The organism is Streptomyces sp. NPDC058375, from assembly GCF_042723425.1.
Lineage (GTDB): Bacteria > Actinomycetota > Actinomycetes > Streptomycetales > Streptomycetaceae > Streptomyces > Streptomyces durocortorensis.
On the sequence record NZ_JBHXJG010000022.1, the window covers coordinates 1 to 26265 of the forward strand.

At 72.4% G+C, this 26265-nt stretch carries 22 protein-coding genes; 11 read left to right on the plus strand and 11 right to left on the minus strand.

The window, feature by feature from the left end; all coding sequences use genetic code 11:
* Nucleotides 1–445: 445 nt before the first annotated feature.
* Complete coding sequence (locus ACFWM7_RS06110) at nt 446–1483, plus strand: ArsR/SmtB family transcription factor (RefSeq protein WP_383255627.1); 1038 nt, start codon at nt 446–448, stop codon at nt 1481–1483.
* Nucleotides 1484–1830: 347 nt separating this feature from the next.
* Complete coding sequence (locus tag ACFWM7_RS06115) at nt 1831–2244, plus strand: VOC family protein (RefSeq protein ID WP_361868644.1); 414 nt, start codon at nt 1831–1833, stop codon at nt 2242–2244.
* A 60-nt stretch (nt 2245–2304) separates the two neighbouring features.
* On the opposite strand, the gene ACFWM7_RS06120 is transcribed toward ACFWM7_RS06115, so the two are convergent.
* From ACFWM7_RS06120 to nirB, 3 genes are all read right to left on the minus strand, one after another.
* On the minus strand, nt 2305–3471 hold the full coding sequence (locus tag ACFWM7_RS06120; protein ID WP_383255631.1) for an alkaline phosphatase PhoX: 1167 nt from the start codon (nt 3469–3471) through the stop codon (nt 2305–2307).
* A gap of 156 nt (nt 3472–3627) precedes the next feature.
* Nucleotides 3628–3987, minus strand: a complete 360-nt coding sequence (gene nirD, locus ACFWM7_RS06125; RefSeq protein WP_383255634.1) for a nitrite reductase small subunit NirD — start codon at nt 3985–3987, stop codon at nt 3628–3630.
* Nucleotides 3987–6611 (minus strand): nitrite reductase large subunit NirB, encoded by a 2625-nt coding sequence (gene nirB, locus ACFWM7_RS06130; protein WP_383255638.1) that lies wholly within the window; start codon nt 6609–6611, stop codon nt 3987–3989. Before nirB ends, nirD begins: the two co-directional genes overlap by 1 nt.
* 166 nt (nt 6612–6777) lie before the next feature.
* On the opposite strand from nirB, the gene ACFWM7_RS06135 reads away from it, so the two are divergent.
* Nucleotides 6778–7569, plus strand: a complete 792-nt coding sequence (locus ACFWM7_RS06135) for a TSUP family transporter (protein ID WP_383255640.1) — start codon at nt 6778–6780, stop codon at nt 7567–7569.
* Between the two features lie 48 nt (nt 7570–7617).
* Here the strand turns inward: ACFWM7_RS06135 and ACFWM7_RS06140 are convergent, their stop codons facing one another.
* The 4 genes from ACFWM7_RS06140 to ACFWM7_RS06155 form a co-directional block, all read right to left on the minus strand.
* On the minus strand, nt 7618–8250 hold the full coding sequence (locus ACFWM7_RS06140; protein WP_383255642.1) for a class F sortase: 633 nt from the start codon (nt 8248–8250) through the stop codon (nt 7618–7620).
* Between the two features lie 120 nt (nt 8251–8370).
* Complete coding sequence (locus ACFWM7_RS06145) at nt 8371–8916, minus strand: hypothetical protein (protein WP_383255644.1); 546 nt, start codon at nt 8914–8916, stop codon at nt 8371–8373.
* Between the two features lie 407 nt (nt 8917–9323).
* Nucleotides 9324–9785: a DUF5990 family protein gene (locus ACFWM7_RS06150; RefSeq protein WP_383255646.1), complete on the minus strand. Its 462-nt coding sequence runs from the start codon at nt 9783–9785 to the stop codon at nt 9324–9326.
* Between the two features lie 56 nt (nt 9786–9841).
* On the minus strand, nt 9842–10645 hold the full coding sequence (locus ACFWM7_RS06155) for an aminotransferase class IV family protein (protein ID WP_383255649.1): 804 nt from the start codon (nt 10643–10645) through the stop codon (nt 9842–9844).
* 81 nt (nt 10646–10726) lie between these two features.
* On the opposite strand from ACFWM7_RS06155, the gene ACFWM7_RS06160 reads away from it, so the two are divergent.
* The 3 genes from ACFWM7_RS06160 (at nt 10727) to ACFWM7_RS06170 (ending at nt 12300) form a co-directional block, all read left to right on the plus strand.
* Nucleotides 10727–11395, plus strand: a complete 669-nt coding sequence (locus ACFWM7_RS06160; protein WP_383255652.1) for an NADPH-dependent FMN reductase — start codon at nt 10727–10729, stop codon at nt 11393–11395.
* A gap of 78 nt (nt 11396–11473) precedes the next feature.
* On the plus strand, nt 11474–11815 hold the full coding sequence (gene cutA, locus ACFWM7_RS06165; RefSeq protein ID WP_383255654.1) for a divalent-cation tolerance protein CutA: 342 nt from the start codon (nt 11474–11476) through the stop codon (nt 11813–11815).
* Nucleotides 11812–12300, plus strand: a complete 489-nt coding sequence (locus ACFWM7_RS06170) for a gamma-glutamylcyclotransferase family protein (protein WP_383255656.1) — start codon at nt 11812–11814, stop codon at nt 12298–12300. The genes cutA and ACFWM7_RS06170 overlap by 4 nt, the downstream gene beginning before the upstream one ends.
* Nucleotides 12301–12502: 202 nt before the next feature.
* Here ACFWM7_RS06170 and ACFWM7_RS06175 read toward each other — a convergent pair whose 3' ends face one another.
* Nucleotides 12503–13213, minus strand: coding sequence for a vancomycin high temperature exclusion protein (locus ACFWM7_RS06175; protein ID WP_383255707.1), 711 nt, complete (start codon nt 13211–13213; stop codon nt 12503–12505).
* 635 nt (nt 13214–13848) lie between these two features.
* On the opposite strand from ACFWM7_RS06175, the gene ACFWM7_RS06180 reads away from it, so the two are divergent.
* The 5 genes from ACFWM7_RS06180 to ACFWM7_RS06200 all read left to right on the plus strand — a co-directional run bounded on the left by ACFWM7_RS06180 (nt 13849) and on the right by ACFWM7_RS06200 (nt 20905).
* The gene (locus ACFWM7_RS06180) at nt 13849–14778 is read left to right on the plus strand and encodes a sirohydrochlorin chelatase (protein WP_383255658.1); all 930 of its coding nucleotides are present in this window, start codon (nt 13849–13851) and stop codon (nt 14776–14778) included.
* A gap of 52 nt (nt 14779–14830) precedes the next feature.
* Nucleotides 14831–16180 (plus strand): deoxyguanosinetriphosphate triphosphohydrolase, encoded by a 1350-nt coding sequence (locus ACFWM7_RS06185; RefSeq protein ID WP_383255660.1) that lies wholly within the window; start codon nt 14831–14833, stop codon nt 16178–16180.
* 138 nt (nt 16181–16318) lie between these two features.
* Nucleotides 16319–17578, plus strand: a complete 1260-nt coding sequence (locus ACFWM7_RS06190) for an NAD(P)/FAD-dependent oxidoreductase (protein WP_383255662.1) — start codon at nt 16319–16321, stop codon at nt 17576–17578.
* Between the two features lie 94 nt (nt 17579–17672).
* Nucleotides 17673–19598 (plus strand): DNA primase, encoded by a 1926-nt coding sequence (gene dnaG / locus ACFWM7_RS06195; protein ID WP_383255664.1) that lies wholly within the window; start codon nt 17673–17675, stop codon nt 19596–19598.
* Between the two features lie 215 nt (nt 19599–19813).
* Nucleotides 19814–20905, plus strand: coding sequence for an RNA polymerase sigma factor (locus ACFWM7_RS06200; RefSeq protein ID WP_383255666.1), 1092 nt, complete (start codon nt 19814–19816; stop codon nt 20903–20905).
* Between the two features lie 15 nt (nt 20906–20920).
* Here ACFWM7_RS06200 and ACFWM7_RS06205 read toward each other — a convergent pair whose 3' ends face one another.
* The 3 genes from ACFWM7_RS06205 to ACFWM7_RS06215 form a co-directional block, all read right to left on the minus strand.
* Nucleotides 20921–22849 (minus strand): ABC transporter ATP-binding protein, encoded by a 1929-nt coding sequence (locus ACFWM7_RS06205; RefSeq protein ID WP_383255668.1) that lies wholly within the window; start codon nt 22847–22849, stop codon nt 20921–20923.
* Nucleotides 22849–24582, minus strand: a complete 1734-nt coding sequence (locus ACFWM7_RS06210; protein WP_383255671.1) for an ABC transporter ATP-binding protein — start codon at nt 24580–24582, stop codon at nt 22849–22851. The genes ACFWM7_RS06205 and ACFWM7_RS06210 overlap by 1 nt, the downstream gene beginning before the upstream one ends.
* A gap of 184 nt (nt 24583–24766) precedes the next feature.
* The gene (locus ACFWM7_RS06215) at nt 24767–26218 is read right to left on the minus strand and encodes an FGGY family carbohydrate kinase (protein WP_383255673.1); all 1452 of its coding nucleotides are present in this window, start codon (nt 26216–26218) and stop codon (nt 24767–24769) included.
* Nucleotides 26219–26265: the final 47 nt, after the last annotated feature.

Below are 26265 nucleotides of genomic sequence, written 5' to 3' on the forward strand. Positions count from 1 at the left end.
GGTGCGGGGGTGCCGCCGCTTCGCTTTGCGTGCGCGGAAATGACCGGCGGTACGGGGAAGTCGTCAGGAGCGCGCACCGAATGCGGCGCGAAGAATGTGGCGCAGAGCACATTGCTTCGTTTAATACGCAAAGAAATTCGGGTGACGGGCGGGAACCGGACCGGGGTGCGGTCCATGGATCCCCACCCATGAACCGCACCCGGCTTACCCCCGTCGGGTACGGAGCCGCACCGTCGCCCACCGCCGCCGAACACACAAAGCCCCCCACGGCCTTCACGTGCTCATCCGGTGGGCACCGGATGCGTACCCGACGTCGTACAGCCTCATCGGTGAAGCGGAACGGGGCGAGACCTTTCACTTCTGGCCGAAACCCCGTGGTGACCTCCTGTGACGGTCCGCATACCCTTCGGTGGGGGCAATTGCGGATGCAACAGGTGGGGGAGTAGTGCTGCGTATTCATGTGTCCAGGCTGGACCTTTCGCGGGTGCGGATGGCCACGAGGCCGGACGCGTTGTGGGAAACCATTCTCAGTTTTCACCGGCTCAGGGACCGGCGTGCTTCGACGGTGTTCGGGAAATGGCGTACGGAATCCCGGGCGCGGTTGAATGGTGAAGCGCAGCTGCTGGCGGCGGTGGTTCCGCCCCGCGGCTATTTCCCGGATTTCCTGACGCCCTCTCAGGAAGGCGCCGAACCCTTCGGACTCGACGTCGGAATGGAGGCGCTGCGCGACACCCCCGCCGACCGGGTCCACGCGGAGCTGGAGCTGCTGGCCGCCGGACGTCTGCGGCAGCGGGCAGACCGGTCGGTCGGTCAGCGGGCCGCCGGAGCGGGAAGAGCGGGCGCGGCGCTGCCCGCCGCGCTCATGGAGGGCCGCGCCGAGCCGCTCGCCCGGCTCATCGGAGCACTCCGCAGCTACCACCACGCGGCCGTCGAACCCTACTGGCCGCACATCCGGGCCAGCATAGAGGCGGACCGGGCCGTGCGCGGCCGGGCTCTGCTGGACGGCGGGGCCGACGGGCTCCTGGGCACCCTGCCGCCGATGATCCGGTGGCGCTCGCCCGTGCTGGAGGCCGACTACCCGGTCGACCGCGATCTCCACCTCGACGGTCGCGGGCTGCTGCTCCAGCCGTCCTTCTTCTGCCGGGGCACCCCCGTCGTCTACCGCGACCCCTCGCTCCCGCCGGTCCTCGTCTACCCCGTGACCACCCCCGGTGCCCCGGTCTTCGCCGAGCCGGGCCCCTGGCTCGGCCGGCTCGTCGGGCACACCCGCTCGGCCGTCCTGTCCTCCATCGGCAGCGGCTGCACCACCAGCGAACTCGCCCGCCGCGCCGGGGTGTCGCTGGCCTCCGCGAGCCAGCATGCCTCCGTGCTGCGCGAGGCGGGCCTGGTCCTGACGCTGCGCCACGGCAGCTCGGTCCTGCACACGCTGACCCCGCTCGGCGGCTCCCTGCTGCGCGGCGGCGCCCCGCTCGCCCTGCCCTGAGCCGGACCGGCCGAAGGCTCCGGGGTCCGCCTCAGCCCTCCTCCGCCGGCAGCGACGAGGGCCGCCTCAGCCCTCCTTTGCCCACAGCGACGTGAGGGCCCCGAGCCGCTCCTTCCGGAACGCCCTGTACGCGGCCACGGCGTCGGCGTCCGCCAGCTTCTCGTGTCCAGCCCCACCCGGGTGCGGCCGGAGAGTGCGCCGGCCGGTGCAGGGCGGCAGAGTGCGCACCGCGGCGGAAACTTTTCCCGCGTACGGCGATGAGTTCCGGGCGGTGCCGCCGTCTAACCCCTCGAAAGCGCCGGACGGACCACCGCAGGCGCCACGGGACAGAGGAAGAGGAAACGACCATGGCTCAGATGATCTTCGTGAACCTGCCGGTGAAGGACCTGGAGACCACCAAGGGTTTCTTCGAGAAGCTCGGCTACGGCTTCAACCCGGCGTTCAGCGACGACAAGACCGCTTGTCTGGTCATCAGCGACACCATCTTCGCCATGCTGATGACCGAGCCGCGCTTCAAGGACTTCACCAAGAAGGACGTCGCCGACGCCTCGAAGACCACCGAGGTCATCCTGGCCCTGAGCTGCGACAGCCGCGAGGAGGTCGACCGGCTGGCGGACGCCGCCCTGGCCTCCGGCGGCTCCCCGGCGGGCGAGACGCAGGACCTCGGCTTCATGTACGGCCGGTCGTTCCAGGACCCCGACCACCACATCTGGGAGGTCATCTGGATGGACCCGGCCGCCGCTGCCGGGGACCAGGGCTGAGCCGCGGGACGACGTGCGCCGGGCCCGTGGACGGGCGCCGGCGCACGCGGGGTGTCCGCGTCAGCTGCGGAACGGCCCCTTCACCTCGTACGTGATGCCCCCGGAGGAGCTTCCACTCGTCCCGCGCTGCGAGGAGAAGTAGAGCCGGCTGCCGTCCGGCGAGAACGCGGGCCCGGTGATCTCCGAACCGGACTGGCCGGTGATCCGCAGGAACGGGGCCACCGTGTCGTCCGGCGTGATCAGGCAGATCTCCATGTTCCCGCCGTCCTCCGCGATGTAGAGGTCGCCGGACCCGGACCGGGTGACGTTGTCCACCCCGGTCAGCGGGGCGGAGCCGCCTGTCACCAGCGAGTCGTCGTACGCGAGCGAGATCGACGAGGCGTTCGCGTCGTACGCCCACACCCGGTTGTCGCCCTTGGTGGTGAACCAGCAGGTGCCCGCCGCGTAGAAGCAGCCCTCACCGCCGTTGAACACCTTCGCCCCGGACACCTGGTGCCGCGTCTGGGTGGAGGAGGCGGCCGGATCCGGTACGTTCGCCCAGGTCACCGGGCCTGACGTGCCCGTGCCCGCGACCAGCACCTGAAGCGTGCCGCTCGACAGGTTCCCCCAGGTCGTGGGCCGGAAGCGGTAGAAGCGGCCGTCGCTCTCGTCCTCGGTCAGATAGATGTAGCCGTGGTCCGGGTCGGCCGCCGCCGCCTCGTGCTTGAAGCGGCCCATCGCGGGGCGCCGCACCGCCGCGTTCACGCCCCAGGGGTCGGTCTCGTAGACGTACCCCCGGGTGACCTCCTCGCAGGACAGCCAGGTCTTCCACGGGGTGGCACCGCCCGCGCAGTTGTTGTTCGTGTCGCCCAGGATCCGGTACGCGGAGGTCACCGTCCCCGAGGAGTTGAACCGCACCGCGCTCGCCCCGCCGCCGCTGCTCGGGGACACCTCGGCGTTGGAGACATAGATCCAGCCCGAGCCGTCGGCGTACGTCGCGCCGCCATCGGGCGCGCTGTGCCAGCGGTAGGAGGTGCCGGGCACGGTCTGCCCGGAGCGGGCGACGATGCGACTGGTGAAGCCGCTCGGCAGCTGGATGCCGTTGCCGTTGGCCGCCTGGAGCGCGCCGTACGGGCCGGGGGCCGGCTGGGCCGGGTCGGCGAAGGCGGCGCCGCGCCACAGCGTGCCGCCGAAGGCCGCCGCCGAGCCGCCGATCACGGCGGTGCGCAAGAAGTTCCGACGTTCCACGATCACTCCACGCATGAGTGAGGGCCCGCCGCTCCGGACGGACCGGCGGGTCGCGCGTCAGGACTGTAGGAGTGCGGAGTTGACGGAACGTCAAGCGGGGGTGAACGGGCAGCGGAGGGGTTGCGCAGGCTCCGCCGCCCTCCCTGGCGGGCCGGGTCAGTCCGCCCGTACGGCGAACACCGGGACCGTCGCCTCCTCGTCGTCCAGGCACGCCCCCGTCGCCAGGTCGAAGCGCTGCTTCAGCAGCGGCGATGCCACGAACGGCCGCCCGCCCGCCGAGCCGAGCAGCCCGCGCGAGAGGACGTACGCGCCGGTGAACGGATCCCGGTTGCCGATCGCGTACACCTGCCCGGACCGGTCCATGAAGACGGCCGCCTGGTCCCCGTCCGGCAGCAGCACCGCGACGCCCCGCCCGGGGAGCAGCACCCCCCGTTCGCAGACCGTCAGCCAGTCCTTCCCGTGGGCGATCCGGACGAACCCGGTGTCCTGCGCTGTCGTGATCGTGGCGGTGGTCATCAGGGAGCGGTCCCTTCGAGGGTGCGGACGGCGAGGACGGGCCCGGCGAGCAGCTCAAGATCCGGCTTGATCTGGTCCCGCTCCGGAACGAACCTCACCGAGGGGTCGGGGGCGTCGGGCGCGTTGACGAAGGTGACGAACCGGCGCAGCCGGTCCGGGTCGTTGATGGTCTCGGCCCACTCGTCGCGGTAGCCGGCGACATGGTCGGCCATCAGCCGCTCCAACTCCTCGCAGAGCCCCAGCGAGTCGTGGACGACCACGTCCCGGACGTGGTCCAGGCCGCCGTCGATCCGCTCCAGCCAGGCGGAGGTGCGCTCCAGGCGGTCGGCGGTGCGGATGTAGAACATCAGGAACCGGTCGATGAGGCGCACCAGTTCGGCGTCGGAGAGGTCCTGGGCCAGCAGGTCCGCGTGGCGCGGGGTGGCCCCGCCGTTGCCGCCGACGTACAGATTCCAGCCCTGGGCGGTGGCGATGATCCCGAAGTCCTTGCCCCGGGCCTCCGCGCACTCGCGGGCGCAGCCGGAGACCGCCGACTTCAGCTTGTGCGGGGAGCGCAGGCCCCGGTAGCGCAGCTCCAGGTCGATCGCCATCCTCACCGAGTCCTGCACGCCGTAGCGGCACCAGGTCTGCCCCACACAGGACTTGACCGTGCGCAGCGACTTCCCGTACGCGTGCCCGGACTCGAAGCCCGCGTCGACCAACCGGGCCCATATCAGCGGCAGTTGGTCGACCCGGGCGCCGAAGAGATCGATGCGCTGGCCGCCGGTGATCTTCGTGTAGAGGCCGAAGTCGCGGGCCACCTCGCCGATGACGATGAGCTTCTCCGGGGTGATCTCGCCGCCGGGGATGCGCGGCACGATCGAATACGACCCGTTGCGCTGGAGGTTGGCGAGGAAATGGTCGTTGGTGTCCTGGAGCGCCGCCTGTTCGCCGTCCAGCACATAGCCGCAAGCGCCGACCGTGGGCGCCAGCGAGGCGATGACCGAGCCGACCGTCGGCTTGCAGACCTCGCAGCCGTCGCCGCCGCGCGCCTCCTCGCGGCCGTGCGAGTCGAGCAGCTCCACGAACGACGTGACTTCCAGGGTGCGGACGATCTCGTACAACTCGCTGCGGCTGTAAGGGAAGCATCCGCACAGTCCCGCGTCCTCGGGCGGCGGCATCAGCTGCCCGATCACCTTCAGGCAACTGCCGCAGCCCGTACCGGCCTTGGTGCACTTCTTCACCTCGGGCAGCGTGGTGTGCTCACAGATCGCGCCCTTGCTCACGTTGTGGCAGGAGCAGATCACCGCCTCGTCGGGCAGCGCGGACGGGCCGAGCGCCACCGGGCCGCCCGCCCCGGCCGGCAGCACCAACTGCTCGGGGGCGATGGGCAGTACCGTGCCCGTCATCGGCCGCAGCGTGCCGTAACTCTCCGCGTCCCCGACCAGCACTCCGCCCAGCAGCGTGCCGTCCCGCCCGATCACCAGCTTCTTGTAGATACCCGATCGGGCGTCGGAGTAGACGACGTCGAGCGCTCCCTCGGCCGCCCCGTGCGCGTCGCCGAACGAGGCCACGTCCACGCCGAGCAGCTTCAGCTTCGTCGACAGGTCCGCCCCGGTGAACGCGGACCGGCCGCCCGCGATCACCTCGGCCGCCGCGAGCGCCATCTCGTAGCCCGGCGCGACCAGCCCGTACACCCGGCCGTCGGCGGCCAGCGCGCACTCGCCGATCGCGAACACCGCCGGGTCCGACGTCCGGCACTCCTCGTCCACGACGATCCCGCCGCGTTCCCCGACCGCGAGGCCGCACTCCCGGGCCAGTTGGTCCCGGGGCCGTACGCCCGCCGAGAAGACGACGAGATCGACGTCGAGCGAGGAACCGTCGGAGAGGGCCATCCCGGTCACCGCACCGTCCTCGCCCGCGGTGACCTCCTGCGTGCCGACCCCCGTGTGCACGGTCAGCCCCATGTCCTCGATCGTCCGCAGCAGCGCCGCGCCCCCGCCCTCGTCCACCTGGACCGGCATCAGCCGGGGTGCGAACTCCACGACATGGGTGGCCAGCCCGAGCCCCTTCAGCGCCCCGGCCGCCTCCAGACCCAGCAGCCCGCCGCCCACCACCGCACCGGTTGCCGCGCCCTTCGCGTACTCCTCGATCGCGAGCAGGTCCTCGATCGTCCGGTACACGAAGCAGCCCCGGGCGTCCTTCCCCGGCACCGGCGGCACAAAGGGGTACGAGCCCGTCGCCAGCACCAGCGTGTCGTACGGGAACACCGCCCCGGACCGCGCGGTCACCGTCCGCCTCGCCCGGTCGACGCTCGTTGCCGGGTCGCCGACGTACAGCTCGATGCCGTGCCGCTCCATGAAGCCCCGCTCCACCAGGGAGAGGTCCTCGGGGGTCCGCCCGTCGAAGTACGACGTCAGCCGCACCCGGTCGTAGGCGGGCCGGGGCTCCTCACAGAGCACGACGACCCGGGCGCCGCCGGCCACCGGGGTCAGCCCGCGGTCGGCCAGGGCCTCCAGGAACCGCTGGCCGACCATGCCGTGCCCGACGACCACGATCGTCGGGACGGCGGTGGGCGCCAGGGCGTTCGGGGGGGTGTTCGAGGCGGCGGCGGTGGTGCGCGGCTCGAAGGTGGGCTCCGGCATCTCAGTGGCCTCCGTCGGTTGTCCTGATGCCATGAGCCTGGGCGGGAGGTGTTACCCGGCCGCATCCCGCCTGTTTCCCGGGCGGAACCTTGCGCTCAGCGGCCGGGCCCGGGCCCTGTGAGGGACCGATGAGGAGGGATCGGCGACAGGCGTCTAATGTCGGTTCGTGCCTGACATAACCCTGACGACCCTGGTCCTCCTCTGCCTCGCCGCGGCCGCCGCGGGCTGGATCGACGCGGTGGTGGGCGGCGGCGGCCTGCTGCTCCTGCCCGCGCTGCTGCTCGGCCTGCCGCACGTCCCGGCGGCCCAGGTCCTCGGCACCAACAAGGCCGTGGCGATCGTGGGGACCTCGGGCGCGGCGGTGACCTTCCTGCGCAAAGCCCCGGTACGGGTGGGTCTTGCGGTGCGGGTCGGGCTGATGGCGCTCGCCGGGTCGATGACCGGCGCGTTCTTCGCCGCCGGGATCAGCAGTGAGGTGCTCCGCCCGGTGATCATGGTCGTGCTGCTGGGGGTCGCCGCCTTCGTGATGCTGCGCCCGTCCTTCGGCACGGCGGCGGCGGGCGACGGCACGGACCGGCCGGTCACCCGGGCCCGGGTCGTCACGGCGGTCGTGCTGGTCGGCGGCGGGATCGGCTTCTACGACGGGCTGTTCGGGCCGGGCACCGGCACCTTCCTGGTGCTGGCCCTGACCGCCGTGCTCCATCTGGACCTGGTGACCGCCTCGGCCACCGCGAAGATCGTCAACGTGTGCACCAACGGAGGGGCGCTGGCGATGTTCGCGTACCAGGGCACCGTGCTGTGGCAGCTCGCGGCCGTGATGGCGCTCTTCAACCTGGCGGGCGGGATGATCGGCGCCCGGATGGCGCTGAGCCGGGGGAGCGGCTTCGTCCGGGCGGTGCTGCTGACCGTGGTGTTCTCGCTGGTCGCCAAGCTGGGCTTCGACCAGTGGAACGCCTAGCGTTCCTGGGCGGGGTGGTCAGCGCACGTCGGCTCAGGGCACGTCGGCTCAGCGCACGTCGGTGAGGTGCGCGTACGCCACCACGTTGCCCTGGTAGCCCGTCTCCTGCGAGAAGCCGCCGCCGCAGGTGATCAGCCGGAGCGAGGCGTGCGGCGAGTCGCCGTAGACGCGCTGGTCGGGGAAGTCGTCGTTGTCGTAGACCTCGATGGCGTCGATCGAGAACACGGCCGTGCGTCCGTCCTTGCGGTCCACCTCGACGCCGGTCCCCTTGGTGAGGGCCCCCAGGGCGTAGAAGACGGACGGGCCCTGTGCGTTGTCCACGTGCCCGGCGACGATCGCGGTGCCCTTGGCGCCGGGCGGGACGCCGCCCTCGTACCAGCCCGCGAGGTTGCGGTCCTCGTCCGGCGGTACGTCGAGACTGCCGTCGGCGGCCAGCCCCAGCCGGGTCATCGGCGCGTCCACGTCGATGCTCGGGATGCGGATGCGGACCGGCTCGGAGGGGTTCAGCGGCTCGGCGACCGGGGAGCCGGGCTGGAGCTGGGGGCCGGAGGCGAAGGCCTGGGCGCTGGAGGGCTGCGGCGGGATCAGCTGGCCGCCGGGACCGTTCTGGATGAGCCAGATGCCGCACAGCACGGCGATGCCCACCAGCCAGCCCTTGGCCTTCTGCGCGCTCGGTGACACGGCGTCGTCCTCGGTCGGTGGTCCGGTCCTCGGTCGGTGATCCGGTCCTCGGTCGGTGGTCCGGGGCGGGCGGGACGCGCTCGGGGACGCGCCCCGCCCGGTCAGGGGGGAAGCGGCGGTTCAGCTTCCTTCGGCGCCCTCGGAGCGGCGGCGCAGCAGCCACAGTCCGCCCACGGCGGCCAGGCCGATCACGCCGACGCCGAGGGCGACCTGCGTGGAGTTCGGCTCGACGCTGCCGCCGACCCCGGTCCGCACATGGCCGGACGGGCGGTCGTGGATGGGCTTCTCGTGCTTGCCGCCGCCGATCACCTTGAGGTCGCCGACCGCGTCCTTGCCGTTGTCGCAGGAGACGACGATCTCGTAGGTGCCGGGCCGGGTGTCGTGCGGCACGGTGAACTGGCCGACCACGACCTCCTTGTGGGTGCCGGGGCGCATTTCGAAGTCCCCGGCGTCCAGCTCGTTGGCGTCGCCGATGCCGGAGCCCTTGGGGCCGCAGGCGGTGGTGTTCACGGTGATGGTGGCACCGGGGGGCGCGGTCGCCGGGGTGATCTCCAGACGGCCGAAGTCACCCGCGTACGCGGACGGAGCGGCGGCGGTGAGACCGAACGCGATGACGGTGAACGCGGCACCGACGGTGCCGGTCACGAGGCGGGCAGGACTGCGCATGAGGATCCTCCGGGCAGACGGCGCGAGCGGGTGTGTCCTGTCCCCGAGCCAACGGGGGTGCGGCCGGCCACGCCTTCTGACACTGGGTCAGCTTTCACCCGTACGGACCGGCGCGGCACCCTTGCCGGAATGGATCACCGCAGGTCGCGGGGGTGCGGCTGGGCCGTTCGGTCCGTACTGGCGGTCCGGGTGCCGATCGGGTGAGGCGCCTGCGCGAAGTGTGACGCAGGTCACACGAATGACCTCGCGGGCCCCGGGCACACGCACAACACCCCCCCACGGGACGGATTCCCGCCCCCACGGCACCCGCCCCCACCGGTCCACTCCCCCCTGGACCGGTGGGGGCGGTGTCGGATCCGCCTCCGGCCCGCCGCCGTACGGGGTGCCCGTCGCCCTACGGCATTGCTTCACGCCCCGTCCGTGGCGCTCCAGACGATCTGCGGCGGACGCACCCGGGCGCACAGCGGCTGCCCCTTGGCGTCGGTGAGGCCGAGCCGTCCGGTGAGGCGCCCGGAGCGCGCGGCGGCGGCAAGGACGTCCGGATCGATGTCGCTGAACATCAGTTTGGCGCGCCGGAACATGGTGAAGACCCCGGCGTCGTCCACCGTGCCCCACGACAGATAGACGAACCGCCCGCCCAGCCGGTTCTGGACGTACGGCCCCGTCACCTCGACCCCGTCCTCCGTCACCTTGGCCGTGCAGTCGAGGACCCACGAGGCGGAGGGCGCGTCCCCGGGGTGCAGGCCGAGCAGCTCGCCCGGCCGGTCCTTGCGCTGGACGCCGACGTGGATGTTCTCGTACCCGGGGAAGTCGCTGTCCGGGCCGCAGGCGCGACCGGGAAGGGGCGAGGCCTCGATATGGATCTGCATGCCCCCATGGTCCGGCACGCCCGTGCCTGCCGGCCCCGGCCCTTCCGTGCGGGGCCTCAGACGGTGTCCTGCGGAGCGCTGTCGTACACCGTGCCCAGCTCCTTCATCAGCGCCTCGTCCACCGCGAACGCGGTGCCGTCGATCAGCCGCACCGGCGCGATGCCCTGCGAGTTGCAGACGAAGGCGGCGCGGAAACGGCCCACCCCGTCCGGCCCGTCCAGCGTCACGGGACGGCGGACCGAGGCCCGTCCGGTCCGCTCCAGGCCCTCCTTCAGCAGGGTCATCGTGATGCCGGTGAGAGCCGGGGCGTCGGGCCACACCACCGAGGTGCCGTCCCAGAAGCCGATGTTGGTGATCGCCCCCTCGGTCACCACTCCGCCCGGCGCGGTCAGCAGCGCCTCGTCGAACCCCGCCCGCCCGGCCAGCACTCCGTAATACGTCTGCCCGAACTCGCCCGGCCGCTTGATGTGCGGGGCCGAACGCGCGTACGGCACCGACATCAGGCTGCGCGCCCCGGCCGGCATGACGGCGGGCCCCCGGACCGTCACCATCAGGGTCGTCCGGGTCGCGCCGGGCGGCAGGTAGCCGTTCACCCGCACCGACGCGTCCCGCCGCCCCGCGCCGTTCAGGGCGTGCCGGATCAGCTCCCGCACCCGGTCGCCGTCCACCGGCAGGTCGAACAGCTCCCGGCTCGCGGCGTCCAGCCGGGCGAGGTGCAGGCCGAGGCCCCGGACCCGGCCGTCCCGCACCTGGAGGGCGGTGAAGTGGCCGAATGCGTACAGGGCGGGGATCCGCAAGGTCTCCTCGGTGGCCGGCCGTCCGTCGAACTCGATGTGGGGCGCGGGCGACTGCGTCGTCATGCGGCCACCGTAGGCCGTGCGTGCGCCCCGATACGGACCGGGCTTGACCTCAACCATGGTTGAGGCGGAAAGGTCGACCTCATGGACACCACAGCCGCATCCACCGCATCCACCGCATCCACCGCATCCACCGCATCCACCGCATCCACATCATCCACCTCGTCCGCCGAGGCGGCCCCCCTCAAGGTGGCCGTCATCCTCGGCAGCAACCGCGACGGCCGCTTCGGCCCCGTCATCGCCGACTGGTTCCTGGCCCGCGCGGCGCGTCACCCCAGCATCGAGACCGACCTGATCGACGTCGCCGAGGCGGCCCTCCCCAACGCGATCACCTTCCACCCCGGACCCGAGGAGGCGGCGCGGATCGGCGCGGTCTCCGAACGCCTCGCGGCGGCCGACGCCTTCGTCGTCCTCACGCCCGAGTACAACCACTCGTTCCCCGCCCCGCTGAAGACCCTCATCGACTGGCACGGCCCGGAATGGCACGCCAAGCCCGTCGCCTTCGTCAGCTACGGAGGCATCTCCGGCGGGCTGCGCGCCGTCGAACAGCTCCGGCAGGTCTTCGCCGAACTGCACACCGTCACCGTCCGCGACACCGTCTCCTTCCACAACGCGGGCGCCCTCTTCGACGACGCGGGACGCCATCTGGACCCGGAGCCCGCCGACGCGGCCGCCAAGACGCTGCTGGACCAGGTGGTGTGGTGGGGCACGGCGCTTCGCGACGCCCGGAATTCCCGTCCGTACGGCGCCTGACGCCCCGTGGGCCGACAATCGCACTGAAGGCCCACGGGTAGGAAGCCCGCCGTAGTCCGCATTCCGAGGAGACCGACGATGACAGCGCCGCCGGCATGGCTGACCGTACTGACCACGACCGACAGCGAGGACAAGGCCCACGCCCTGGCGCAGTCGGCGCTGGAGGCCAGGCTGGCGGCCTGTGCGCAGATCTCCGCCCCCGTCACCTCCGTCTACCGGTGGCAGAACGCCATCGAGACGACCGAGGAGTGGCAGGTGCTCCTCAAGACGACGTCGGAGCGCTACGACGAACTGGAGGAGCACATCCAGCGGGAGCACGACTACGACACGCCGGAGATCATCGCCCTGCCGGTGATCCGGGGCAGTGCCCGCTACCTCGCCTGGGTGACGGCGGAGACGGCGCCCCCGGCCGCCCTGTGACGGCGGCCGTGACCACGCTCGCCCCCGGCGGCCCCGTCACCGCCGAGCTGCCCTTCTTCGTGTACGGGACGCTGCTGCCGGGCGAGCCCAACCACGACCTGTTCCTCCGGGGCCGTACGGCGGGGGAGCGCCCGGCCGTGCTGCCCCGGGCCCTGCTGTACGACGGCCCCGGCTACCCGTACGCGATCGAGGGCCACGGCCGCGTCCACGGCACCCTGCTCGTCGCCGCGCCCGGGGTGTACGGGGAACTGCTCGGGCTGCTGGACCACCTGGAGGAGTTCCTCGGCCCCGGCCACCCGCGCAACCTGTACGAACGCGTCGTCCGCGAGGTCGAGCTGCCGGGCCCCGGCGCGTCCGTGCCCGGCGAGTCCGCGCAGGCCTGGGTCTACCTCGCCGCCACCGCCGTCACCCGCTCGCTGCGGACCGGCGGCGTGCTGATCCCCGAGGGACGGTGGGTCACCGGGCGACCGCCCGACGCCTCCTAGGGCCGGGTGCCCGAGGGGCCACCCGGCCCTAGCAGGCGGCCGGCGCCGTGCTCAGCGGTACTTCGGCGGGCCCCGTTCAAGCCCGTCCGGCGCTTGAGGACGGAACCCTGGTGGCGGGGAGCGGCGACCCTTCTGTGGCGGATAGTGAGGGTGCCGGGGCCGTCCCGAGCGACGGTTCCGTGCTCCGGGCGGGGCGTGCCCGTCAGCGCGCCCCGGCCGCCAGCGCCTCCGTCACGCCCGGCTCCTCCGGCCCCAGGAAGCGCGGGTCGGGCCGGAACAGGGCGTCCAGGGCCGCCTTGCCCGAGGCCGCCAGCTCCCGGGCCCCGCCGTAGTACCAGGTGGCGTCCCGTGGTTCGTCGACCCCGACGCCGTACGCGTCGATCCCGGCGGACCGGCACAGCGTGACCGCCCGGTGGATGTGGAATCCCTGGCTCACCAGCACGGCCCGGTCGACCCCGAAGATCTTCTTGGCCCGGACGCAGGAGTCCCAGGAGTCGAACCCGGCGTAGTCGCTCACGATCCGCTCGTCCGGCACCCCGCGCCCGGTGAGATACGTGCGCATCGCGTCCGGCTCGTCGTACTCCACCCGGCTGTTGTCCCCGGTGACCAGGACGACCTTGACCTTCCCGGTGCGGTACAGCTCGGCCGCGGCGTCCAGCCGGTGCGCCAGATACGGGGTCGGCCGGCCGTTCCACAGCCCGGCGCCGAACACGACGGCGACCTCCCGCGCCGGAGCCTCGGCCGTCGTGCCCACCCGGTCCCCGGCCTCCAGACGCATCCAGGTCGCGGGCACGAGAGCCAGCACACAGGCGGCCATCAGCCCCTGCACCAGCCGCCGTTGAACGGGCCGGGTGCGCGGCAGCCGCAGAGCGGCGGGCCGCTGGCGAAGCCGGGGCGCGGACCGCCCCGGCAGCTGCGGCCCGGCGACCCGGTCCCGCAGCGTGGGCTGTCCCGGCAGCCGTACGGCGGCGAGCCGCTCGCGGAGCCGCTGTACGGCGGCCCGCTCCCGCAGCCCGGCGAACCGCCCCCGGAGCCGTAGCGCGGGCCGGGCAGGCCTCCGCGCCCCCCTCAGCCACCGCCGAAGCCGCTTCCGTCTCTTCCCGCTCTTCCCACGCACCGCAACCCCCATTCGTCCCGCCGTCCGTCGCGCCCTGAGCGCACCGTGCCCCCACCCCACCTGACGACCGGAACGCCGCAAAGGTTCGCCCGCCGCCCGGCCTGTGGCGTCCGACACCAGCGCGTCCGACACCAGCGCGTCCGGCGCCGTCGGGTCCGGCGCCGTCGGGTCCGGCACCGGCGCGTCCGGCACCGGCGGGTCCGGCACCGGCGCGTCCGGCACCGGCGGGTCCGGCACCGGCGCGTCCGGCACCGGCGGGTCCGGCACCAGCGCGTCCGGCACCGGCGGGTCCGACACCAGCGCGTCCGGCACCGGCCGCCGACCGGCCGTCCGGCCTCCGCACACTGCCCCCGCCCCCACCGTGAGGCGGCGGAAAACACCCGTGACCCTCACGCAACGGCCCGGCAACCTCCGCCCGGCACCATCGGTCCATGACGGAGCCGGCCCCGGAACAGCCCCACCCCCACCAGCCACCCCTGGTGACCGACAGCGCCGCGCACCTCCTCACCCGCATCACCGACCAGCTCGGCGCCCAGCTCAGCCTCGTCTCCCGGAACGGAACCCGCAGACCCATGCACCGCACCCGGCAGCCCGACCGCCCCGCAGCGCACGGCCGCCCGTCCGCCCCGGCCCTGGTCGCCGTGGCGCACGGCAGCCGCGACCCGGAGGCCCTGCGCACTGTGCTGGCCCTCCTGGACCGGGTGCGCGACCTGCGCCCCGGCCTCGACGTCCGGCTCGGCCACATCGAGCTGAACGCGCCGCTGCTCCCGGACACCCTGGACGGCCTGCGCGGGTCCGACGCGGTCCTCGTACCGCTGCTCCTGGGACGCGGCACCCACGTCAAGCGCGACCTGCCCGCCGGGGCGGCCGCCGCCACCGGCGTACGCACCCGGATCGCCGCGCCCCTCGGCCCGCACCCCCTGCTCGTCGAGGCGCTGTACGAACGGCTTGGCGAGGCCGGCTGGGACGTCGCCGACCACGGTGGCCGCCACGCTGCCGTGGTCCTCGCCGCCGCCGGATCCCGCGACCCCGACTCCGCCCAGGACACCCGGCGCACCGCCCGCCTGCTCGCGCTGCGCCTCGGCGTGCCCGTCGTCCCCGCCTACGCCTCCGCCACCACGCCCACCGTCCCGGCCGCCCTGCGCGCGCTGGCCGCCCGAGGGCGTCACCGGACCTTCGTCGCCTCGTACTTCACCGCCCCCGGCCGCTTCGCGAACGCCTGCGCCGACGCCGTACCGCACCGGGCCGCCGCCCCGCTCGGCGCCCACCCGGCCATGGCCCGCCTCGTGCTGCACCGCTACGACCAGGCACTGACCGCCGGAGCCCCGGCCGACGCGGTGAGCTTGCTCGCTTCCGCCTGACATCCCGGCCCGCTCACGCCCGTTGTCCGTCCCGGTCGCTACTGTCGGGACCATGGACGGCACACAGGGCGCACACGGGGCAGAACCGGCACACGGCACGCGAAGCGCACAGAGTGGTACGGGGCCGAGCCCCTACGGCACCGCCGACACCCAGCGCTTCGACACCGAGGAGGACAAGCGCCCCGGCCGCACCGCATTCCAGCGCGACCGCGCCCGGGTCCTGCACTCCGCCGCCCTGCGCCGGCTCGCCGGGAAGACCCAGGTGGTGACACCCGGCACCCGCTCCCTCGTCTGGGACGCCAGCCCCCGCACCCGCCTCACCCACTCCCTGGAGTGCGCCCAGGTCGGCCGCGAGCTCGGCGCGGTCCTCGGCTGCGACCCCGACCTGGTGGAGACGGCCTGCCTCTCGCACGACATGGGCCACCCGCCGTTCGGCCACAACGGCGAACAGGCGCTCAACGACTTCGCCTCCGACTGCGGCGGCTTCGAGGGCAACGCCCAGTCGCTGCGCCTGCTCACCCGCCTGGAGCCCAAGCGCTTCGTCCACGACCCGCGCACCGGCGACCTGGTCAGCGTCGGCCTCAACCTCACCCGGGCCGCCCTGGACGCCGCCACCAAGTACCCCTGGCCGCGCGGCGCGCACCCCACCGACCCGCACTCGGTGAAGTTCGGGGTGTACGCCGACGACCTCCCGGTCTTCGCCTGGGCCCGCGAGGGCGCCCCCGAGGACCGCACCTGCTTCGAGGCCCAGGTCATGGACTGGTCCGACGACGTCGCGTACAGCGTGCACGACTTCGAGGACGGGCTGCACGCCGGGCACATCGACCCCAACTGCCTCTACGCCGAACCGGAGCGCGAGGAGATCTGGGCGGTCGCCATCGGCCGCTACGTCCCCGCCGACACCGACCCCCAGGAACTGGCCGAGGCCCTGGACCGGCTGATCGACCAGGAGTGGTGGCCGCACGGCTACGACGGCTCCGCCGTGGCCCAGGCCCGCCTGAAGGACGCCACCAGCCAGCTCATCGGCCGCTTCTGCACCGAGGCCGAGACCGCCACCCGCGCGGTGTACGGCCCCGGCCGCCTCGGCCGGTACGGCGCGGAGCTGGTCGTCCCGCGCGCGGTGCGCCACGAGTGCGCCGTCCTCAAGGCGGTCGCCGACCGTTACGTGATGCAGCGCGCCGAGCAGGAGACCCTCCGCGCCGACCAGCGCATCGTCATCGCCGAGCTGGCCGCCGCCCTCACCGCCCGCGCCCCCGAGGGCCTGGAGCCGCACTTCCGCGCCCTGTTCGACCAGGCCCCCGACGACCACGCCCGCAAGCGGGTCCTGATCGACCAGATCGCCGCCCTCACCGACGCCTCCGCACGATCCCTGCACGCCGCACTCACCGCCCGTCGCGGCTGACCGGCAGACTGGAAGGGGCCGGACTTCTGACCACTGGGTGTGACCTGTCCGGGGCACACCCTCTTTCGCCATCACGCTGCGTGCGGGACGCTCGCAGCTGTGGGGGCGCCGCGCAGCACAGCACTGAGGAGGCATCAAGTGGTCGACGCACACCAGACGTTCGTCATCGTCGGAGCAGGACTCGCAGGGGCGAAGGCGGCCGAGACACTGCGCGCCGAAGGGTTCACCGGCCGGGTGATCCTCATCGGCGACGAGCGCGACCACCCCTACGAACGGCCGCCGCTCTCCAAGGGCTACCTGGACGGCAAGGCCGACCGGGACAGCGTCTTCACCCACGAACGCCCCTGGTACGCGGGCGCCGACATCGAGCTGCACCTCGGCCAGCCGGTCACCGCTCTCGACCGGTACGCGAAGACCGTGCAGCTCGGCGACAACACCGTCATCCACTACGACAAGCTGCTGCTGGCCACCGGCTCCGAACCGCGCCGACTCGACATCCCCGGCACCGGCCTGGCCGGCGTCCACCACCTGCGCCGCCTCGCCCACGCCGACCGGCTGCGCAACGTGCTCGCCGCCCTCGGACGCGACAACGGCCACCTGGTCATCGCCGGAGCCGGCTGGATCGGCCTGGAGGTCGCCGCCGCCGCCCGCGGCTACGGCGCCGAGGTCACCGTCGTCGAGGCCGAGCCCACCCCGCTGCACCAGGTCATCGGCCCCGAGCTGGGCCAGATCTTCACCGAACTGCACAGCTCGCACGGCGTCCGCTTCCACTTCGGCGCCCGCCTCACCGAGATCACCGGCCAGGACGGCATGGTCTTCGCCGCCCGCACCGACGACGGCGAGGAGCACCTCGCCCACGACGTCCTCGCCGCGATCGGCGCCGCCCCGCGCTCCGCCCTCGCCGAGGCCGCCGGCCTGGAGCTGGCCGAGCGCGCCCACGGCGGCGGCATCGCCGTCGACGCCTCGCTGCGCACCTCCGACCCGCACATCTACGCCGCCGGGGACGTCGCCGCGGCCGCCCACCCGCTGCTCGGCACCCGGCTGCGCGTCGAGCACTGGGCCAACGCCCTGAACGGCGGCCCGGCCGCCGCCCGGGCCATGCTCGGCCAGGACGTGACGTACGACCGCGTCCCGTACTTCTTCTCCGACCAGTACGACCTCGGCCTCGAATACTCCGGCTGGGCCCCGCCCGGCTCCTACGACGAGGTGATCATCCGGGGCGACGCCGGGAAGCGGGAGTTCATCGCGTTCTGGCTGAAGGACCGCCGCGTCCTCGCCGGGATGAACGTCAACGTGTGGGATGTCACCGAAACGATCCAGGAGCTGATCCGGGCCCGTCAGCAGCACGACCCGGAGGCCCTCGCCGACCCGTCCGTTCCGCTGGACTCCCTGCTCTGAGACGTACGAACGGGGTGTGGGCGGCCAGGTCCCGCACCCCGGCCGACCGCCCGCCGGGGCCCAGGTTGTCCGAGGCCACCCGTAGACTTCACCCGTGGCTGGCAGGATCAACGACGACGACGTGAAGGCGGTACGGGACGCGGTCCCGATCGACGCCGTCGTGTCCGAATACCTCCAGCTGCGCAACGCGGGCGGCGGAAATCTCAAAGGTCTCTGCCCCTTCCACGACGAGAAGTCCCCCTCTTTCCAGGTCAGCCCGAGCAAGGGCCTGTTCCACTGCTTCGGCTGCCAGGAGGGCGGCGACACGATCGCCTTCGTGATGAAGATCGATCACCTCTCCTTCTCGGAGACGGTCGAGCGCCTCGCCGCCAAGGCGGGCATCACCCTGCGGTACGAGGAGGGCGGCTACAACCCCTCCCACCAGCGCGGCGAACGCATCCGGCTGATCGAGGCCCACCAGGCCGCCGCCGAGTTCTACGTCCGCGCGCTGGAGAGCCCCGAGGCCGAGATCGGCCGGAAGTTCCTCGCCGAGCGCGGCTTCGACCAGGACGCCGCCACCCACTTCCGCGTCGGCTACAGCCCGGCCGGCTGGGACCACCTCACCCGCTATCTCCGCGGCAAGGGCTTCAGCGACAAGGAGCTGATCACCTCCGGCCTCTCCCAGGACGGCCGCCGCGGCCCCATCGACCGCTTCCGCGGCCGGCTCATGTGGCCGATCAGCGACACCGCCGGCGACGTCGTCGGCTTCGGCGCCCGCAAGCTCCGCGACGACGACAACGGCCCGAAGTACCTCAACACCCCCGAGACCCCGATCTACAAGAAGTCCCAGGTGCTGTACGGCATCGACCTGGCCAAGAAGGACATCGCCAAGGCCAGCCGCGCCGTCGTCGTCGAGGGCTACACCGACGTCATGGCCTGCCACCTCGCCGGCGTCACCACCGCCATCGCCACCTGCGGCACCGCCTTCGGCAACGACCACATCAAGATCCTGCGCCGCCTCCTCATGGACAACGGCAGCGCCCGCGTGATCTTCACCTTCGACGGCGACTCCGCCGGTCAGAAGGCTGCCCTGCGCGCCTTCGAGGACGACCAGAAGTTCGCCGCCGAGACCTACATCGCCATCGCCCCGGACGGCATGGACCCCTGCGACCTGCGGCTCGCCAAGGGCGACGACTCGGTGCGCGACCTGGTCGAGCCGCGCACCCCGCTCTTCGAGTTCGCGCTGCGCCAGATCGTCGGCCGCTACGACCTGGAGACCCCGGCCGGCCGCGCCGCCGCCCTCGACGAGGCCGCCGCCGTCGTCGCCAAGATCAAGACGAGCAGCGTGCAGCGCGAGGTCGCCGTCCAGCTCGCCGGCCTCGTCGGCATCCTCGACCAGGAGTTCGTCGTCCACCGCGTCGCCCAGCTCGCCCGCTGGGCCCGCGACAAGGGCGGCGACCACGGGGACCGCGGCGGCCGGGGCGGACCCCAGGGCCGGGGCCCGCGCGGCGGCGCCCCGCAGCAGGCCGCCCCCGCCCCCGGCTTCTCCGGCCCCGCGCTCAACCTCCGCAGCCCCGCCCACCGCACCGAGCGCGAGCTGCTCAAGCTCGCCCTCCAGAAGCCCGCCCTGGTCTCCCCGGCCTTCGACGCGTACGGCGTGGACGAGTTCACCGCCCCGCCCTACGCCGCCGTGCGCCGGTGCATCGAGGAGGCGGGCGGCGCCGAGCAGGGCCTCACCGACGACCGGGCGTATCTGGGCGCGGTCCTGGACGCCGCCCCCGACAACACCGTCCGCAACCTCGTCACCGAGCTGGCCGTCGAGGTCTTCCGCGGCAAGTCCATCGACGAGACCTACGCGGGCATGCACCTCGTCCACGTCCGGCTGCGCGCCGTGGACCGCCGCATCAACGACGTACAGGGCAGCCTCGCCCGCCTGGGCAACCACGTCGCTCCCCAGGACCTGGCCGCCGCGCAGAACGAGGTCTGGGTGCTCCAGCAGTACGCCCAGTCCCTGCGCGCCCACGGCGCCGCCGCGCTCTGAGCCCGTCCGGCACCCGCTCCGGGCCTGGCCGGTAGTCGTCCGGTGACGGACCGGAACCAAAAAGTCCCCGCACGCCCCTCGTGACAGCCGTGTGTCGTACCCCACACTGGGGAATGTCTGAGTCATCGGAGCACGCCGGTCCACAGGGGAGCACCCCTGGGGCCGGACAGACCTCCGCCCCGTCATCCGGCAGCGATCACCTGGAGGTCGCCCCCGTGCAGACCCGGACCGTGACGACCACGACCGAGCCCATCGCGGCCATCCCGGCGCAGCACAGGGCCCTGCACCACCCGGAGAACGCGGCAGGCCCGCCCGGACACCCACCCGAGGCGGTCATGGTGGAAGCGACGCACCTCCCCGAGCCCCCGGAGCCGCGGAACCGGGCGGACTCCGGCGGCCCCACCTCCGACCTGTTCCGGCAGTATCTGCGCGAGATCGGCCGCATCCCGCTGCTCACCGCCGCCGAGGAGGTCGAGCTCGCCCGCCGCGTCGAGGCCGGGCTCTTCGCCGAGGAACGCCTCGCGGGCACCCCGGACCTCGATTCCCGCCTCGCCGGCGACCTGGACCGGCTGGTGGTGATGGGCCGCACCGCCAAACGCCGCCTGATCGAGGCCAACCTCCGCCTCGTCGTCTCCGTCGCCAAGCGGTATGTGGGCCGCGGCCTGACCATGCTCGACCTGGTCCAGGAGGGGAACCTCGGCCTGATCCGGGCCGTGGAGAAATTCGACTACGCCCGGGGCTACAAGTTCTCCACGTACGCGACCTGGTGGATCCGCCAGGCCATGTCCCGCGCACTCGCCGACCAGGCCCGCACCATCCGAGTCCCGGTCCACGTCGTGGAGCTGATCAACCGCGTGGTGCGCGTCCAGCGCCGCCTTCTCCAGGAGCGCGGCGTCGAGCCCACCGCCGAGGACGTCGCCGCCGAGCTGGACCTGACCCCCGAGCGGGTCACCGAAGTCCTCCGCCTCGCCCAGGAACCGGTCTCCCTGCACGCGCCCGTCGGTGAGGAGGACGACGTCTCCTTCGGCGACCTCATCGAGGACGGCGACGCCGCCTCACCCGTCGAGTCCGCCGCCTTCCTGCTGCTGCGCGAACACCTGGAGGCGGTGCTCTCCACCCTCGGCGAGCGCGAACGCAAGGTCGTCCAACTCCGTTACGGCCTGGACGACGGGCGGCCCCGCACCCTGGAGGAGATAGGACGGATCTTCGGCGTGACACGCGAACGCATCCGCCAGATCGAGTCCAAGACCCTCAGCAGGCTGCGGGACCACGCCTTCGCCGACCAACTCCGCGGCTACCTCGACTGATCCACGCGGGACGAATCAGTCCACCTCGGCCAGCGCCTCCGCGAACTGGGCGGCGTACAACCGGGCATAAGCACCCCCGGCTGCCAACAACTCGTCATGCGTGCCCTGTTCGACGATCGAGCCGCTCTCCATCACCAGGATCACGTCCGCGTCCCGGATCGTGGAGAGCCGGTGCGCGATCACGAACGACGTACGCCCGTGGGCCAGGCGCGCCATCGCCTTCTGGATCAGCACCTCGGTCCGGGTGTCCACCGAGCTGGTCGCCTCGTCGAGCACCAGGATCACCGGGTCGGACAGGAACGCCCGCGCTATGGTGATCAGCTGCTTCTCGCCCGCGCTGACCCCGGAGCCCTCGTCGTCGATCACCGAGTCGTACCCGTCGGGCAACGTCCGGATGAACCGGTCGGCGTGCGCCGCCCGGGCCGCCTCCTCGATCTCCTCCCGGGTGACCTCGCGCGAAGCGCCGTACGCGATGTTCTCCGCGATCGTCCCGCCGAACAGCCAGGTGTCCTGGAGCACCATGCCGATCGAGGACCGCAGGTCGTCCCGGGACATCTTCGCCACATCGACCCCGTCGAGCGCGATCCGCCCGCCGGTCACCTCGTAGAACCGCATCAGCAGATTGACCAGCGTCGTCTTGCCCGCACCGGTCGGACCGACGATCGCCACGGTCTGCCCCGGCTCCACGCTCAGCGACAGCTCCTCGATCAGCGGCTTCTCCGGCTCGTAGCGGAAGGACACCTTCTCCAGCGAGACCCGGCCGACCGGTCGCTCCGGCCGCTCCCCGTGCTCCGGGTCCGCGTCCTGCTCCTCGGCGTCCAGCAGCTCGAAGACCCGCTCCGCCGAGGCGATGCCGGACTGCACCAGGTTCGCCATCGAGGCGACCTGCGTCAGCGGCATCGAGAACTGCCGCGAATACTGGATGAACGCCTGGACGTCACCGATCGACAGCGCGCCCGATGCGACCCGGAGCCCGCCGACCACGGCGACCAGCACATAGTTCAGGTTCGAGATGAACATCATCAGCGGCTGCATGACCCCGCTGGCGAACTGGGCCTTGAAACCCGCCTCGTACAGCGCCTCGTTCTGCTCGGCGAAGTCCCGCGCGGACTCCTTCTGCCGGCCGAAGACCTTCACCAGGGTGTGCCCGGTGTACATCTCCTCGATGTGGGCGTTGAGCGTGCCCGTCACCCGCCACTGCTGCACGAACTGCGGCTGCGACCGCTTGCCGACCTGCGTCGCCACGACGAACGACAGCGGGATCGTCACCAGCGCGACCAGCGCCAGCAGCGGCGAGATCCAGAACATCATGATCAGCACGCCGACGATCGTCAGCAGGGAGTTGATGAGCTGCCCCATCGTCTGCTGGAGCGTCTGCGAGATGTTGTCGATGTCGTTCGTCGCCCGGCTCAGCACCTCACCGCGCTTGGAGCGGTCGAAGTACGACAACGGCAGCCGCGCCAGCTTCGTCTGCAGGTCCTCGCGCAACTGGAACACGACCCGGTTGATCACCCGGATCGACAGCCGCGTGGAGACCAGCATCAGCAGCCCGGCCCCGACGTAGATCACCAGGGCCAGTAGCAGGACGTTCCCCACCGCGCCGAAGTCGATGCCCTCGCCCGGGGTGAAGTCCACGCCCGACAACATGTCGGCCATCGACCCCCGGCCGTCCTCCCGCAGCCCCTCGATCGCCTGCGCCTTCGTCGTGCCCTCGGCCATCTCGTGCCCGACCACACCGGCGAAGATCAGATCGGTCGCCATGCCGAGGATCTTCGGCCCGGCCACCGACAGCGCGACACTCAGCGTCACCGCGCCCAGCATCAGCCACAGGGAGGCCTTCTCCCGGCCGAACCGCTTCAGCAGCCGCTTGCTCGATCCCTTGAAATCCATCGACCGGTCGGTGGGTGCGCCCCCGGCCATCATCCGTCCGCCCGGACCGGCCATTACGCGGCCTCCGCTTCCGTCAGCTGGGAGAGCACGATCTCCCGGTACGTTTCATTGCCGTCCATCAGCTCGTGATGGGTTCCGGACCCCACGACCCGGCCCTCGTCCAGCACCAGGATCCGGTCCGCGTCACGGATGGTGGACACCCGCTGCGCCACGATCACCACGGTCGCCCCGGCCGTCTCCCGGCCGAGCGCCGCCCGCAGCGCCGCGTCGGTCGCGTAGTCCAGCGCGGAGAACGAGTCGTCGAACAGATAGATCTCCGGGCGCTGCACCAGCGTCCGCGCGATGGCGAGCCGCTGCCGCTGACCGCCGGACACATTGGTGCCGCCCTGCGCGATCGGCGCGTCGAGCCCGTGCTCCAGCTCCTCGACGAATCCCTTGGCCTGCGCCACCTCCAGCGCGTGCCACAGCTCTTCGTCGGTGGCGTCCGGATTCCCGTACCGCAGGTTCGTCGCCACCGTCCCCGAGAAGAGGTACGGCTTCTGCGGCACCAGGGACACCGTCTTCGCCAGCAGCACCGGGTCCAGCGTCCGCACGTCCTCGCCGTCGACCAGCACCTCGCCGTCCGTCACGTCGAACAGCCTGGGTACGAGCCCGAGCAGCGTGGACTTCCCGCTGCCGGTGGACCCGATGACCGCGGTGGTCTCGCCGGGCCGGGCCACCAGATCGACGTTCCGCAGTACCGGCTCCTCCGCACCCGGATACCGGAACTCGGCCCCGCGCACCTCCAGATGCCCGTGCCGCCGCAGCTCGGTGACGGGCGCGACGGGCGGCACGACGCTCGACTCGGTCCCGAGGACCTCCTCGATGCGCTCGGCGCACACCTCGGCGCGCGGCACCATCATGAACATAAAGGTGGCCATCATCACGGCCATCACGATCTGCATCAGATAGGCGAGGAACGCGGTCAGCGCACCGATCTGCATCCCGCCGCTGTCGATCCGGTGCGCGCCGAACCACACCACCGCGACCGACGACAGGTTGACCACCGTCATCACGGTCGGGAACATCAGCGCCATCAGCCGCCCGGTCGCCACCGACACATCGGTCAGCTCGGTGTTCGCACCCCGGAAGCGCTTCTCCTCGTACCCGTCCCGGACGAAAGCACGGATGACCCGGTTGCCGGTGATCTGCTCGCGCAGCACCCGGTTCACGCCGTCCAGCCGCTCCTGCATGGTGCGGAACAGCGGTCCCATCTTCCGTACGATGAGGCCGACCGAGACCCCGAGCACCGGCACGACCGCCAGCAGCACGGCGGAGAGCGGCACGTCGAGGCCGAGCGCCATGATGATCCCGCCGACGCACATGATCGGTGCCGACACCATCAGCGTGAACGCCAGCAGCACCAGCATCTGGACCTGCTGGACGTCGTTGGTGGTCCGGGTGATCAGCGAGGGCGCCCCGAAGCGCCCCAGCTCCCGGGCCGAGAAGGACTGCACCCGGTCGAAGACGGCGGCCCGCACATCACGCCCGAGGGCGGAGGCGGTCCGGGCCCCGTAGAACACGGCCCCCACATTGCAGAGCACCTGCAGAACACTGACGGCGATCATGAGACCGCCGAACTCCAGGATGTAGCCGGTGTCGCCCGTGACGACACCGTTGTCAATGATGTCGGCGTTCAGGCTGGGCAGATAAAGGGTGGCGCAGGTCTGGAGCAGCTGGAGAAGCACCAGCAGCACGATGGGTTTCTTGTACGGGCCCAGATGGGCCCGAAGGAGTTTTATGAGCACGCGGGTCTCTCGGAATCGGCGGCAGGCAGAGGCCGACCCAGTTTCGCGTACGCCGTACGTTACGGGCGAACCGTTTTCCCCAAGCCCGGGTCAAACCTGGAGCGCGGGGGAGCGCCACGCGCCCGGGCTCACTCTGTCGCCAGGCCCTGCGCCGGGTGCGCGCCGCTGAGGGGAGAGGCGGGCCCTACGCGGGGTGCTGGCCGCCGAAGGCCCCGGGGTGGATCTGATCCCGGGTCGCCGCGTACTGCTGACGCACCGCACCGCCCACCGCCAGCTCGTCGCCGGGCTCCAGTACCTGGGCCGCCGCGCCCTGCCAGGCCGGGGGAGTGCGCGGGTCGAGGGAACCCTGCGACACCCCGAGCGCCCAGGCCGCCTGCCGGGCCGCGCCGATCGCCGCGTACTGGGCGGGCTGCGGCACCACGACCTGGGTGCCGAACACCGCCGGGGCCAGCGCCTGTACGGCGGGCAGCTCGGCGGCGGCGCCCAGCAGGAACACCCGCCGCACTTCGACGCCCCGCCCGCGCAGCACGTCGAGGGCGTCGGCCAGCGAGCACAGCATGCCTTCGAACGAGGCCCGCGCCAGGTGCTCCGGCTTCATCGACTCACGCCGCAGCCCGCAGAGGGTGCCGGCGGTGTGCGGGAGCTGCGGGGTGCGCTCCCCTTCCAGATAAGGGAGCAGAACCAACCCCGACGCTCCCGGGGTGGACTTCAGGGCGAGCGCGGACAGCTCCTCCAGCCCGTCCACGCCCAGCATCTCGGCGGTGCCACGCAGCGCCCGTACGGCGTTGGAGAGGTGGACGACCGGCAGATGCATGCCGGTGGCGTCGGCGAACGAGGTGATCATCCCGCTCGGATCGGCGAGCGCCTCGTGGTGCACGGCCATCACGGACCCGGAGGCCCCGAGCGACACCACCGCGTCGCCCACGGCGACCCCGAGCCCGAAGGCGGCGGCCATGGTCTCGCCGGTGCCCGCGGAGATCAGCAGCCCTTCCGGGGTCATCCCGGCGGAGTCGGAGGGCCCGAGCACCTCGGGCAGCGCGGCGGAGTGCCCGAGGGCCAGCTCCACGAGATCGGGCCGGTAGGAGGCGGACCCGGCCGACCAGTACCCGGTACCCGAGGCCGCGCCACGGTCCGTGGTCCGCCGGGCGGGCCGGCCCAGCAACTGCCACACGAGCCAGTCGTGCGGCTGGAGCACGGCGGCGACCCGCTGGGCGTTCTCCGGCTCGGTCCGCGCCAGCCAGCGCAGCTTCGCCACGGGCTGCGCGGCCTGCGGTACGGCCCCGACCGCCTCGGCCCAGGCCTGCCGCCCGCCCAGCCCGTCAACGAGATCGGCCGCGGCGACCTGCGCCCGCCGGTCGTTGCCGAGGAGGGCGGGACGTACGAGATTGCCCTGCCGGTCCAGCGGGACGAGTCCGTGCTGCTGCGCGGAGACCCCGATGGCCTGCACCCCTTCGAGCAGCCCGCCGGAGGCCGCCTCACCGAGCGAGAGCAGCCAGACCTGCGGATCGGCCTCGGCGGCCTTGGCCTCGACCGGATGGGCGGCGTACCCCTCGCGGAGCACGGCGCCCGAGTCCGTGTCGCAGACGACGATGTGAGTGAAAGTGGACGAACTGTCCAGCCCCGCGACTATGCCCATACGGAGATTCTGCCGCACGGCGGGACCATCCCGGAACTCACCGGCGC